This is a genomic window from Burkholderia sp. AU33545 (assembly GCF_020419685.1).
In the GTDB taxonomy this organism is placed as follows: domain Bacteria; phylum Pseudomonadota; class Gammaproteobacteria; order Burkholderiales; family Burkholderiaceae; genus Burkholderia; species Burkholderia diffusa.
The window spans coordinates 66,439-79,309 of record NZ_JAIZRQ010000009.1; the positions used below are offsets into that span (position 1 = coordinate 66,439).

A 12,871-nucleotide genomic window follows, 5' to 3' on the forward strand; every position below is an offset into this window, starting at 1 on the left:
TCGGAAACGAATAGCTCGATATACTTTCATTCTTCGTTGGCCCGGTAGCTCAGTTGGTAGAGCAGCGGATTGAAAATCCGCGTGTCGATGGTTCGATTCCGTCCCAGGCCACCAGCATTTAAAACCCCAAGAATCGGAAGGTTCTTGGGGTTTTTCGTTTGTGGTGGGTATTGCGTGTCGTGGGCAGCGTGCCCGGCAGCATTCGCCGGGGCATGATAAAATCCGTGCCCGCTCAATGACTTAGCGCATCGCTTCATGTGCATGGCCGGTCGCCCGTGGCGCGCCTGCCGTGGTGCGCGGCAACGATGCCGCGCGATGAGCGGTATAAGCGCGCCGCCGCATTCGCGGCTGACCGCGCTGCCTATACTGGTCGGGCCGGCGCAGGCCGGCCGCGTCGGGCCGCCCGGCGGCAGCCGGCCTCGGGGCGCAGTGCGACGCGAGCCTACACATTCACGGAGTATCACGGTGATTCGGACAGACGCTAAAGACGGCGCGCTCGTGTTGTTTTCCGGCGGGCAGGATTCCGCCACGTGCGTGGCCTGGGCCCTGGAACGCTACCAGACGGTCGAGACGCTCGGCTTCGATTACGGCCAGCGTCATCGCGTCGAACTCGAGTGTCGCGAAGGCGTGCGCGAGGCACTGAAGCGCAAGTTTCCGGCGTGGTCGGACCGCCTCGGCGACGATCACATGATCGATCTGTCGGTGCTTGGCGCGATCAGCGATACCGCGATGACGCGCACGATCGAGATCGAGACCTCGGCGAACGGCTTGCCGAACACGTTCGTGCCGGGCCGCAACCTGCTGTTCATGACGATCGCGGCCGCCATCGCCTATCGCCGCGGTCTGCGCGTGCTGGTCGGCGGAATGTGCGAGACCGATTTCTCGGGCTACCCGGACTGCCGCGACGACACGATGAAGGCGCTGCAGGTCGCGCTGAACCTCGGCATGGACACGCGCGTCGTGCTCGAGACCCCGCTGATGTGGCTGGACAAGGCGCAGACTTGGCAACTCGCCGAGCAACTCGGCGGGGAGGCACTCGTCGAACTGATCCGCGTCGAGACGCACACGTGCTACGTGGGCGAGCGCGCGGAACTGCACGACTGGGGCTTCGGCTGCGGCGAATGCCCCGCCTGCAAGCTGCGCAAGCGTGGCTACGAGGCCTACCTGAAGGGCGAGCGGGTGACCGAAGCGCCGCTGTGACGCGGGTGCGTCGGCGGCGCTGGATGAATAACGGATTCTGATCGACAACGAGCGGCGCAAGCCGGACGAAGCACGATGACTTACGCGGTCAAGGAAATTTTCTACACGTTGCAGGGCGAGGGCGCGAACGCGGGCCGTCCGGCCGTGTTCTGCCGGTTCGCCGGCTGCAATCTGTGGTCGGGCCGTGAAGAGGATCGTGCGGACGCCGTGTGCCGTTTCTGCGATACGGACTTCGTCGGCACCGATGGCGAGAACGGCGGCAAGTTCAAGGACGCCGAAGCGCTCGTCGCGACGATCGCCGGCCTGTGGCCGGACGGCGAAGCGCATCGCTTCGTCGTCTGCACGGGCGGCGAGCCGATGCTGCAGCTCGACCAGCCGCTCGTCGACGCACTGCATGCAGCAGGCTTCGAGATCGCGATCGAGACCAATGGCTCGCTGCCGGTGCTCGAGACGATCGACTGGATCTGCGTGAGCCCGAAGGCCGACGCGCCGCTCGTCGTCACGAAGGGCAACGAACTGAAGGTCGTGATCCCGCAGGACAACCAGCGGCTGGCCGACTACGCGAAGCTCGATTTCGAGTATTTTCTCGTGCAGCCGATGGACGGCCCGTCGCGCGATCTCAATACGAAGCTCGCGATCGACTGGTGCAAGCGGCATCCGCAGTGGCGGCTGTCGATGCAGACCCACAAATATCTGAACATTCCCTGAGCCACGGCTTTTGACATCGTGCTGATTACCCGAAAACTCGAATTCGACGCGGGCCACCGCATTCCCGATCACCGCAGCCAGTGCCGGAACCTGCACGGCCATCGCTACGTGCTCGAAGTCACGCTGCGCGGCGATCTCGTCGATACCGAGGGGGCGCCCGACCGCGGCATGGTGATGGATTTCGCCGACGTGAAGGCGCTCGCGGTCGAGCACCTCGTCAACAAGTGGGATCACGCGTTCCTGGTCTACGCGCGCGACGAAGTCGTGCGCTCGTTCCTCGAGCAGATGGCCGACCACAAGACCGTCGTGCTCGACCGGATCCCGACCGTCGAAAACCTCGCGGCGATCGCATTCGACATCCTCGCGAACGTGTACGACGCGCACTACGGCGTGAACCTGCGCCTGGAACGTGTGCGTCTGTACGAAACGCCGAACTGCTGGGCCGACGTCGAGCGCCAGCCCGGCCGCTGATATTGCCCTTCCGGCAGCCTCGCCAACCGGTGCGGGCTGCCTGCCACCGCGCCGTGCGGCCTCATCCGGCGCCGCTTTCCACCTGTTCCCACATTCCGTGTAACGCCGCGCTATGATCGTTGCGTGGCACCGGAAAACGCATCCGCGCGACCCGCGCTGTCAGATCGGCCGCCTACGTCCGACCAACGTTCAGGGCCCCGGTCCGGCGCCGCCGTGCATGGCGGCCCGGCGTGTTACGCCCGCTTTGCTTGTTGCTTGTCCCGTTCGATTGCCGTTCCGTCCAGGAGGCCGTATCGATGAGCACGCTCACCAATTCCCTCAAACAACGTCTGCACGACGGCGACGAGCCGCTGTACGGCCTGTGGCTGTCGCTCGGCAGCGATTCGGTCGCGGAAGCGCTCGCGCACGCCGGCTACGACTGGCTCTGCATCGACATGGAGCACGCGCCGAACGACAGCCGCGACGTCGCGTCGCAACTGCGCGCGCTGGCGGCAGCGCACCTGCCGAGCGAGCCCGTGGTGCGCGTGCCGGGGCGCGAGCCGTGGCTCGTGAAGCGCGCGCTCGACGCCGGCGCGCGCACGCTGATGTTCCCGTGCATCGAGACGCCCGACGAGGCCGCGCACGCCGTGCGCCTCACGCGCTTCCCGTCGCCGGATTCCCCCGACGGGCTGCGCGGCGTGGCAGGCATGGTGCGTGCGGCGGCGTTCGGCATGCGCCGCGATTACCTGCAGACGGCGAATGCGCAGGTCGCGGTGATCGTGCAGATCGAATCGGCGCGCGGCATCGATGAAGTCGAGCGGATCGCCGCGACGCCGGGCGTCGACTGCCTGTTCGTCGGCCCGGCCGATCTGGCGGCGAGCCTCGGGCATCTCGGTGACAGCCGCCACCCGGACGTCGAAACCGCGATGGCGCGCGTGCTCGCGGCCGGCAAGCAGGCCGGCGTCGCGGTCGGCATCTTCGCGAACGATACGGCAACCGCGCGTCAGTATCGCGAGGCTGGCTACCGGATGATCACGCTGTCGGCCGACGTGAGCTGGCTGCTGCGTGCGACGCGCCAGGCGCTGCAGGAGGTGCGGTCATGAACGGCAGCGACGGCGCGGGATCCGGACGCGCGCGGCGTACGGCCGGCGTACGCGGGCGCATCGGCACGATGCTCGGGCTGTGGGCCGTGTGCGTCGCGGCGGTCGCGCAGAATGCGCCGCATGCGAAGCCGGACCCGGCGCGCGAGACGCAATCGGCGGTGGCCGACTACAACGCCGGCGACTATCGCGCGGCGCTGGTGCAGTTCCACGATGCGGCCGAACGCGGCGACCGGCTCGCGCAGTTCAACTACGCGATGATGCTGCTCACCGGCGTCGGCGTGACCGCGAACGTCGACGAAGGGCTGCGCTGGCTGAAGCGGGCGGCCGACGCGAATATGTCGCATGCGCAGTACGTGTACGGGCGGATGTTCGACGACGGTGAGTTTGTCGCGCGCAATCCGGCCGAAGCGCACCGCTGGTTCCTGCGTGCGGCGAAGCAGGGGCACGTGCAGGCCGAGCTGTCGCTCGCGAACCAGTTCCTCGACGGGCGCGGCACGCAGCGCGACAACCGGCAGGCGTTCGCGTGGTACAAGCAGGCAGCCGACGCGGGCGAGCCGACCGCGCAGTACGTGACCGCGTCGTTCTACGAGCGCGGCGGCGACGGCGTCACGCAGAACCTGAACATCGCGCGCGCGTATTACGCGGCCGCGGCCGCGCAGGGCGACGAGACGGCCGGGCTGAAATTCAAGGAGCTGAGCGCGCGCCTGAAGACGCAGGAGCCGGCATCCGGCGCCGGCGCGGACCACGGGAACCCGCGCGCGACGCCGTAGTGAGCGGGCGGCACGCGCGGCATTCGACCTGCCCGATGAAAAACGGCGCACGAGGCGCCGTTTTTCATTGCCGCGACTGCTCCGCTGGCGACTGCGTGCCGTGCGCGGCGTCAGCTCTTCATCAGCCGCCGCTGTCGCCCGACGCTCATGATCATCCCGATCGCGATGCCGAGCGTCGTGAGCGCGGTGCCGCCGTAGCTCATGAACGGCAACGGCACGCCGACGACGGGCAGCACGCCACTCACCATCCCGATGTTGACGAACGCATAGACGAAGAACGCGAGCGTGAGCGAGCCCGCGAGCAGACGGCCGAACAGCGTCGCGCCCTGCGCGGCGATGTAGAGCCCGCGCGCGATCAGCGCCATGTAGAGCGTCAGCAGCACGAGGCCGCCGACGAGCCCCCATTCCTCCGAGAACACCGCGAAGATGAAGTCGGTGTGTTTCTCCGGGATGAATTCGAGGTGGGCCTGCGTGCCCTTCAGGTAGCCCTTGCCGAGCACACCGCCCGAGCCGATCGCGATCACGGCCTGGATCGTATGGAAGCCCTTGCCGAGCGGGTCGGAGGTCGGGTCGAGCAGCGTGCACACACGGTGCTTCTGGTAGTCGTGCATCAGCGGCCACTGCACTTCGGGCTGGCAGATGCGCTCTTCGAACACGGCGATCGAGCCGACCGCGATCACGCCCGCGACGAGCACCGGCACGATCAGCTTGAACGACAGGCCGGCGAGGTAGATCACGAAGAAGCCGGCCGCGAACACGAGCAGGCCCGTGCCGAGATCGGGCTGCTTGGCGATCAACCCGACCGGCACCATCAGGATCCCGAACGCGGCGACGAAGTCGTACCAGCGCAGCCCGCCTTCGCGGCGCTGGTAATACCACGCGAGCATCAGCGGTGTCGCGATCTTGAGGATTTCCGACGGCTGGATCACGACGCCGACGTTCAGCCAGCGCTTCGCGCCCTTCTTGGTCATCCCGAACAGCGCGACCGCGACCAGCAGCGCGACCCCGAACGAATACAGCGGGACCGCGAAGCGCATCAGCGTCGTCGGCGGAATGTTGGCGATCACCCACATCAGCACGAACGTTAGCAGGATGTTGCGCAATTGGTCCTCGACGCGGCCCGGCATGTCGATCGACGCGCTGTACAGCGTGACGATGCCGACGCACAGCAGCAGGAACACGATGAGGGCGAGCGGGCGGTCGAAGCCCGCGAACATCTGCTTGATCTTGTCGAGCCAGGCGCGCTTGTCGAATTGCATGCCTTTCTCCGTTAATGAGCGGTGCCGGCGTTCGCCGCTTTCGCGGCGGCCGGGGCACGGGAGTTGTCGTCGCGCGGCGCGGTGGCGAGCGGCTGCGCGTCGCTGGCGGGCCGGCGAGGCCGGTGCGGGCGCCGGATCGGCGGCAGGCTCGCGGCCATCGGCGCTGCTGCGCTCGCGACGGCGGGCTGCGCCGCGCTTGCCCCGGCCGCACCCGATGCATCGGGCGCCGACGCGGCCGATGCCGCATCCGCCGCGCTGGCCGCGGCCGGCACGACGGGCTGGGGAAGCGCCTTGAAGCCGGCCGCGACGGACACGGTCTTCGAGGCATCGCCGATCACCGGTGCGTTGATCGGCTCGGTCGCCGACGCAGCGGCGGCGACGGCGGCCGCCTCATTCTCCGGTTTCTGGCGATCGACGAGGTAGAAATCGAGCACGCGGCGCGCGATCGGGCCGGCGGCCTGCGCGCCCCAACCGCCGTTCTCGACGATCAGCGCGATGGCGATCTGCGGATGGTCGACCGGCGCGTACGCGATGAACAGCGCGTGGTCGCGCAAGTGCTCGGCGAGCAGGTGCCCCTTGTAGTTCGAGCCCTGCAGCGAGAACACCTGCGCGGTGCCGGTCTTGCCGGCCGCGAGGTACGGCGCGCCGCGGAACACCTTGTACGCGGTGCCGGACGGGTTCTCGATCACGTTCTCCATCCCGCGCTTCACCACGTCGATGTCGGCCTGCTTGAGCGGAATCGTTTCGCTTTCCTTCGGCACGGTCAGATGGCGCCCGCGCGTGATCGGATCCTCGACCTCCTTCACGAGGTGGGGCTTCATCACGACACCGTTGTTCGCGAGCGTCGCGGTGGCGTGCGCGAGCTGCAGGATCGTGAACGAGTTGTAGCCCTGGCCGATCCCGAGGCTGATCGTCTCGCCGTCGAACCACTTCTGCTGAGCGGCCTTCTTGAACGCCTTCTTCTTCCAGTCGGTCGACGGCAGGATCCCGCGCGCCTCGCCCTGGATGTCGATGCCGGTGATCTGGCCGAAACCGAACGGCTTCATGAAGTTCGCGATCGCGTTCACGCCGAGGTCGCGCGCGAGCATGTAGAAGTAGGTGTCGTTCGACACCATGATCGCCTTGTTCATGTCGACCCAGCCCTGGCCCGAGCGCACGTCGTTGCGGAACGTGTGACCACCGAACGTGAAGTAGCCGGGATCCTGGAAGCCCCAGCCCGGCGAGCGCTTGCCGAGCGTCAGGCCGGCCAGCGCCATGAACGGCTTGTACGTCGAGCCGGGCGGGTAGGTGCCGTGCAGCGGGCGGTTCAGGAGCGGCTTGTCGGTGGAGTTGTTCAGCTCGTCCCAGGTCTGCTGGTCGATGCCGTCGACGAACGAATTCGGGTCGAAGCTCGGCGACGACACGAACGCGAGCACGTCGCCCGACTTCGGCTCGATCGCGACGAGCGCGCCGCGCTTGCCGGCAAACGCCTGCTCGGCGACCTGCTGCAGCCCGATGTCGAGCGACAGCACGAGGTTGTTGCCGGGCGTCGCCTGCGTGCGCGACAGCGTGCGCACGGGCCGGCCGCCGGCCGTCACCTCGACTTCCTCGAAGCCCGTGAGGCCATGCAGCTCGGTTTCGTAGCTCTGCTCGACGCCGATCTTGCCGATGTAGTCGGTGCCCTTGTAGTTGTTCGCGTCGCGACGCGGATCGTAGTGCTCCTGGTCGCTGTCGTTGTCGTCGCTTATCGCGTCGATGCGATCCTGGTCGCGCTTCGAGATCCGGCCGATGTAGCCGATCACGTGCGCGGCGGTCGTGCCGAGCGGATATTGGCGGAACAGGCGCGCGCGCACGTCGACGCCGGGGAAGCGGAAGCGCTGCGCCGTGAAGCGCGCGACTTCCGCGTCCGTGAGGCGCGTGCGGATCGGCAGGCTCTCGAAGTTCTTCGAGTCTTCCTGCAGCTTCTTGAAGCGGCGGCGGTCGCGCGCGTCGATCGGGATGATCGCGGACAGCTTGTCGATCGTGTTGTCGAGCGTGTCGTCGAGCTTCGACGGCGTGATCTCGAGCGTGTACGCCGAATAGTTTTTCGCGAGGACCACGCCGTTGCGATCGGTGATGATCCCGCGGTTCGGCACGATCGGCGCGACCGAGATGCGGTTTTCCTCGGCCTGCAGCGCGTATTTGCCGTGCTGCATCAACTGCAGGTAGAAGAAGCGGCTCGCGAGCAGCCCGAAGCAGACGAACACGAACACGCCCGCCGCCGCGACGCGCAGGCGGAACTTCGAGAGCTGCTGTTGGGTGTCGTTGAATTCGGTCATGCGGTTACGATCGATCTGGCCCGTGCGCGGCGACCACGCGCGGGCGAGGAGCCGCCCCGGAGCGCGGCGCGCGGGCGTAGGGGCGGCAGGTATTCAAGGTCGGTCCGGCTCAGATGGGGCGCGTATCGTCCGGGTCGACCGGGCGGCGTTGCGGCATCAGCAGCAGGTGGCTCGCGATCGGCCACAGCGCGGCCTCGACGAAGCCGTCCACCAGATAGCGCCAGCCGGGAAACGCGGCGCCCATCACGAGGCGGATCACGAACGGCACCAGTTGCGCGACGACGAGCAGCGGCGTGACGTACAGCACCTGTACTCCGATCGGCATCCACAGCACGCGGCGGTGGATCGTGATCGCGCCGTACGACAGCAGCGTATAGGCAAGCGCGTGCTCGCCGAGCAGCCCCGCGTCATGCACGTCCATCAGGATGCCGAGCGCGAACGCGACCCCCATCCCGACCTTGCGCGGCTGGTGGATGTTCCAGAACAGCAGCACGAGCGCGACGAAGTCGGGCACGCCCGGCAGGCGGCCCCACGGCATCAGGTTCAGCAGGAACGCGGCGGCGAGACTGAAGACGATGAAATACGGGTTGACCGGCTGCAGGATGTATTGCGGGCGGTTCATCGCTGGGCTCCTGGTTGCCCGGCCGCGGGCTTCGCGGGCGCGACGGCGGGCTTGGCCGAAGCGACGGGTGCCGACGGCGCGGGTTGCGCGCCGGGCGCGGCCGCGGCGGCCGCCTTCGCGTTCGCGTCGGCCTTTTCTGCCTTGTCGCCCTTCGCGGCGGCCTTGGCGCCCTTCTTGCCCTTCGCGTTCTTCTCGGCGGCCGGGTCGGGCTCGACCGGGCGCGGCGGGACGTCGTTCTGGTAGTGCAGCACGAGCATCTGGCGCGCACCGCGCACGGCGGCGACCGGCGCGCAGGTCACGCGCGCGAATGCGGTATCGGCGAGCTTGTCGACGCGCACGACCTTCGCGACCGGCAGGCCCGGCGGGTACACGCCGTCGAGGCCGCTCGTGACGAGTTCGTCGCCGGCGACGAGGTCCGAGCTCGTCGGCACGAAGCGCAGGTCGAGCGAATCGCCCTTCGGCGTCCCGTAGATCACGCTGCGCAGGCCGGTGCGCAGCACCTGCACGGGGATCGCGAGATCGCGGTCGGTGATCAGCGTGACTTCGGCCTGCAGCGGGAACACGCGCGTGATCTGGCCGATCACGCCGTCCTCGCTGACGACCGGTGCGCCGTTCTGGATGCCTTGCTGCGAACCTTGCCCGATCACGATCTTCTGCGTGAACGGGTCGCTGGTGTCGTACTGGATTTCGACGGGCGTCGATTGCGTCGCGATGTGCTGGCGCAGCTCGAGCACCGCGCGCAGGTGCATGTTTTCCTGCGTGAGCACCGCAGCCTGGTTGGCCTGCGTGGACAGCTGCAGGTTGCGCTTGCGCAGCGCGTCGTTCTCGTGGCGCAGCGATGCACCCGTGACGGCGATGTCGGCCGCGCCCATGAACAAGTCACGCGGCACGAGCGCCGCGCGCTGCAGCGGGTACAGCACGGTGCCCAGCACGCCGCGGACGATTTCGAGCGTGCTGAAGCGCGCGTCCGACACGAGGAGCGCGATGGCGAGGGCGACGAAGAAGATGAGCCGCGCGAGCGCGGGCGGACCTTGCTTGAAGAGGGGCGGCGGACTGTATTCCATGGTCGGCGCCGGGCGCGTGGGATCGGTTAAATAATGCTCAGACGCGCAAACGGCGTGGCGGTTCGTTCTGAACGAGCGATCCGGCCACGCCGCGGGTGCGTCATATCAAACGGGACTGCTTAGGCGATCACTCGTACGAGAAGATGCTGCCCAGCTTGTCCATGCGTTCGAGCGCCATGCCCGAACCGCGTACGACGCAGGTGAGCGGATCTTCGGCGACGAGCACCGGCAGGCCGGTTTCTTCCGCGAGCAGGCGATCGAGGTCGCGCAGCAGCGCACCGCCGCCCGTCAGCATCATCCCGCGCTCGGCGATGTCGGCGCCGAGTTCCGGCGGCGTCTGCTCGAGCGCGATCTTCACCGACGACACGATCTGGTTCAGCGGATCGGTCAGTGCTTCGAGGATTTCGTTGCTGGAGATCGTGAAGCTGCGCGGAATGCCTTCCGACAGGTTGCGGCCCTTCACTTCCATTTCCTTGACTTCGGAGCCCGGGAACGCGGAGCCGATTTCCTTCTTGATCGCCTCGGCCGTCTGCTCGCCGATCAGCATCCCGTAGTTGCGGCGGATGTAGTTGACGATCGCCTCGTCGAACTTGTCGCCGCCGACGCGCACCGAGCCCTTGTACACGATGCCGCCGAGCGAGATCACGCCGACTTCCGTCGTGCCGCCGCCGATGTCGACGACCATCGAGCCCGTGGCTTCCGACACCGGCAGGCCCGCGCCGATCGCAGCCGCCATCGGCTCCTCGATCAGGTAGACCTGCGACGCGCCGGCGCCGTGCGCGGCTTCCTTGATCGCGCGACGCTCGACCTGGGTCGAGCCGCACGGCACGCAGATGATGATGCGCGGCGACGGCGAGAACATGCGCGACTCGTGCGCCGTCTTGATGAACTGCTTGATCATCTGCTCGGTGACGGTGAAGTCGGCGATCACGCCGTCCTTCATCGGGCGGATCGCCTCGATGTTGCCCGGCACCTTGCCGAGCATCTGCTTGGCTTCCTTGCCGACCGCCTGGATCGTCTTCTTGCCGTTGGGGCCGCCTTCCTGGCGAATCGACACGACGGACGGCTCATCGAGCACGATGCCCTTGCCGCGCATGTAGATCAGGGTGTTTGCGGTGCCGAGGTCGATCGCCAGATCGTTGGAGAAGTAGCTGCGCAAAAAACCGAACATTCAGAATCCTGTTTCGCTCTGGGCCGGCCCTGCATAGCGAACGCTGAGGGCGGCAGCGGAAAAAATAACAGCCTCGGGAAGCGTGGCGGAAGCGGCCGCCGCGGCGCACGAAGCTGCGAGTGATGGCTACCGGGGATCGCACGAAGCACGCACGGCTTGCCGAAGCGGGGCGAAACGGTGCGGGAAAAGGCTGCCGGGTTTGGGTCGAACGCGTAATGATACCTTATAATTTCTCGGTATTTGAATCGAAACGGACGGTATTTTTGCCGCTTCGGCCCTGATTTTTGAGGGTGGGATCGCACCCTCCAACCCCCCGCCGCAGCGCGGTTTTCATGCGCTGCGCAGCCTTGTTTTTCCGGTGATCGCATGGCCCTGACCCTGACCGATGTGAAACGCATCGCGCACCTGGCGCGACTCGAAATGGCCGACGCCGACGCCGAGCATACGCTCGGCCAGCTCAATGAATTCTTCGGCCTCGTCGAGCAGATGCAGGCGGTCGACACCGCCGGCATCGCGCCGCTCGCCCACCCGATCGAACAGATCCAGGAAGTCGCGCAGCGCCTGCGCGACGACGCCGTGACGGAAGTCGTCAATCGCGACGACAACCAGCGTCCGGCGCCGGCCGTCCAGGACGGCCTCTATCTCGTGCCGAAGGTGATCGAGTAAGCATTCGATGACAAGCGCGCCGCCTTCGCGCCGCGCGCCACCCAGAATTCCCAGGAAAACCACTCAATGCACGCAAAAAGCCTGACCGAACTGCGCGCCGCGCTCGCCGCCAAGGAATGCTCGGCCGTCGAGCTCGCGCAGCTCTACCTGAAACGGATCGACGCGGCACGCGACCTGAACGCGTTCGTCCATGTCGACGCCGACCTCACCCTCGCGCAGGCGAAGGCCGCCGACGCCGAACTCGCGCGCGGCGCGGGCGGCGCGCTGACCGGCCTGCCGATCGCGCACAAGGACGTGTTCGTCACGCGCGGCTGGCGCTCGACCGCCGGCTCGAAGATGCTCGCGAACTACGAAAGCCCGTTCGACGCGACCGTCGTCGCCCGCCTGCAGGCGGCCGGCATGGTCACGCTCGGCAAGACCAACATGGACGAGTTCGCGATGGGCTCGTCCAACGAGAATTCGGCGTTCGGCGCGGTGAAGAACCCGTGGGACACCAACGCCGTGCCGGGCGGCAGCTCGGGCGGCAGCTCGGCCGCCGTCGCCGCGCGCCTCGCGCCGGCCGCGACCGGCACCGACACCGGCGGCTCGATCCGCCAGCCCGCGTCGTTCGCGGGCGTGACGGGCATCAAGCCGACCTACGGCCGCGTGTCGCGCTACGGGATGATCGCGTTCGCGTCGTCGCTCGACCAGGGCGGCCCGATGGCGCAGAGCGCGTCCGACTGCGCGCTGCTGCTGAATGCGATGGCCGGCTTCGACGAGCGCGACTCGACGAGCCTCGAGCGCGACGATGAAGACTTCACGCGCCACCTCGGCCAGCCGTGGGCGCCGGGCAACGATGCGGGCAAGCCGCTCGCGGGCCTGCGCATCGGCCTGCCGAAGGAATACTTCGGCGATGGCCTCGCCGACGACGTGCGCGCGTCGATCGACGCGGCGCTCAAGCAATACGAGGCGCTCGGCGCAACGCTCGTGCCGGTGTCGCTGCCGAAGACGGAACTGTCGATCCCCGTGTATTACGTGATCGCGCCGGCCGAGGCGTCGTCGAACCTGTCGCGTTTCGACGGCGTGCGCTTCGGCCACCGCGCCGCGCAGTACGGCGACCTGCTCGACATGTACAAGAAGTCGCGCGCCGAAGGCTTCGGCCCCGAGGTGAAGCGCCGGATCCTGGTCGGCACCTACGTGCTGTCGCACGGCTACTACGACGCGTACTACCTGCAGGCGCAGAAGATCCGCCGCATCATCGCGAACGATTTCCAGGAAGCGTTCAAGTCCTGCGACGTGATCATGGGCCCGGCGTCGCCGACGGTCGCATGGGATCTCGGCGCGAAGGGCGACGATCCGGTGCAGATGTATCTCGCGGATATCTACACGCTGTCGGTGAGCCTCGCAGGCCTGCCCGGCATGAGCGTGCCGTGCGGCTTCGGCGCCGGCGCGAACGCGAAGCGCCCGGTCGGTCTGCAGATCATCGGCAACTATTTCAACGAAGCCCGGATGCTGCAGGTCGCCGACGCGTTCCAGCGCGCGACCGACTGGCACAAGCAAGTTCCGGCGGGGGTGTAAGCAT

The 12,871-nt window shown here is 67.4% G+C and carries 12 protein-coding genes and 1 tRNA gene; 8 read left to right on the plus strand and 5 right to left on the minus strand.

Annotation, left to right across the window (positions count from 1 at the left end; genetic code table 11):
* The first annotated feature begins 38 nt into the window (after positions 1-38).
* The 6 genes from LGM71_RS27440 to LGM71_RS27465 all read left to right on the plus strand — a co-directional run bounded on the left by LGM71_RS27440 (position 39) and on the right by LGM71_RS27465 (position 4,231).
* A tRNA-Phe gene (locus LGM71_RS27440) sits at positions 39-114 on the plus strand.
* A gap of 351 nt (positions 115-465) precedes the next feature.
* The gene (queC, locus tag LGM71_RS27445) at positions 466-1,200 is read left to right on the plus strand and encodes a 7-cyano-7-deazaguanine synthase QueC (RefSeq protein WP_059607503.1); all 735 of its coding nucleotides are present in this window, start codon (positions 466-468) and stop codon (positions 1,198-1,200) included.
* Positions 1,201-1,275: 75 nt separating this feature from the next.
* Positions 1,276-1,908 carry a 7-carboxy-7-deazaguanine synthase gene (gene queE / locus LGM71_RS27450; RefSeq protein WP_059468636.1) on the plus strand — a complete coding sequence of 211 codons (633 nt, stop codon included), beginning with the start codon at positions 1,276-1,278 and terminating at the stop codon, positions 1,906-1,908.
* 18 nt (positions 1,909-1,926) lie between these two features.
* Complete coding sequence (queD, locus tag LGM71_RS27455) at positions 1,927-2,379, plus strand: 6-carboxytetrahydropterin synthase QueD (protein ID WP_044847357.1); 453 nt, start codon at positions 1,927-1,929, stop codon at positions 2,377-2,379.
* Between the two features lie 296 nt (positions 2,380-2,675).
* Positions 2,676-3,461 carry an HpcH/HpaI aldolase family protein gene (locus LGM71_RS27460; RefSeq protein WP_059607501.1) on the plus strand — a complete coding sequence of 262 codons (786 nt, stop codon included), beginning with the start codon at positions 2,676-2,678 and terminating at the stop codon, positions 3,459-3,461.
* Positions 3,458-4,231: a tetratricopeptide repeat protein gene (locus tag LGM71_RS27465; RefSeq protein ID WP_226117582.1), complete on the plus strand. Its 774-nt coding sequence runs from the start codon at positions 3,458-3,460 to the stop codon at positions 4,229-4,231. Before LGM71_RS27460 ends, LGM71_RS27465 begins: the two co-directional genes overlap by 4 nt.
* Positions 4,232-4,341: 110 nt before the next feature.
* Here LGM71_RS27465 and rodA read toward each other — a convergent pair whose 3' ends face one another.
* The 5 genes from rodA to LGM71_RS27490 form a co-directional block, all read right to left on the minus strand.
* On the minus strand, positions 4,342-5,490 hold the full coding sequence (gene rodA, locus LGM71_RS27470) for a rod shape-determining protein RodA (protein WP_059448422.1): 1,149 nt from the start codon (positions 5,488-5,490) through the stop codon (positions 4,342-4,344).
* A gap of 11 nt (positions 5,491-5,501) precedes the next feature.
* Positions 5,502-7,787 carry a penicillin-binding protein 2 gene (mrdA, locus tag LGM71_RS27475; protein ID WP_124627041.1) on the minus strand — a complete coding sequence of 762 codons (2,286 nt, stop codon included), beginning with the start codon at positions 7,785-7,787 and terminating at the stop codon, positions 5,502-5,504.
* 109 nt (positions 7,788-7,896) lie between these two features.
* Positions 7,897-8,409, minus strand: a complete 513-nt coding sequence (mreD, locus tag LGM71_RS27480) for a rod shape-determining protein MreD (protein WP_009687274.1) — start codon at positions 8,407-8,409, stop codon at positions 7,897-7,899.
* Positions 8,406-9,473 (minus strand): rod shape-determining protein MreC, encoded by a 1,068-nt coding sequence (gene mreC / locus LGM71_RS27485; protein WP_226117583.1) that lies wholly within the window; start codon positions 9,471-9,473, stop codon positions 8,406-8,408. Before mreC ends, mreD begins: the two co-directional genes overlap by 4 nt.
* Before the next feature lie 127 nt (positions 9,474-9,600).
* The gene (locus LGM71_RS27490; RefSeq protein WP_004189550.1) at positions 9,601-10,644 is read right to left on the minus strand and encodes a rod shape-determining protein; all 1,044 of its coding nucleotides are present in this window, start codon (positions 10,642-10,644) and stop codon (positions 9,601-9,603) included.
* 366 nt (positions 10,645-11,010) lie between these two features.
* Between LGM71_RS27490 and gatC the strand changes: the two genes are divergently transcribed.
* Together gatC and gatA are read left to right on the plus strand one after the other, a co-directional pair.
* Positions 11,011-11,310 carry an Asp-tRNA(Asn)/Glu-tRNA(Gln) amidotransferase subunit GatC gene (gatC, locus tag LGM71_RS27495; RefSeq protein WP_006407213.1) on the plus strand — a complete coding sequence of 100 codons (300 nt, stop codon included), beginning with the start codon at positions 11,011-11,013 and terminating at the stop codon, positions 11,308-11,310.
* Between the two features lie 66 nt (positions 11,311-11,376).
* Entirely contained in the window at positions 11,377-12,867 is a 1,491-nt protein-coding gene (gene gatA, locus LGM71_RS27500) for an Asp-tRNA(Asn)/Glu-tRNA(Gln) amidotransferase subunit GatA (protein ID WP_124902902.1), read from the plus strand.
* Positions 12,868-12,871: the final 4 nt, after the last annotated feature.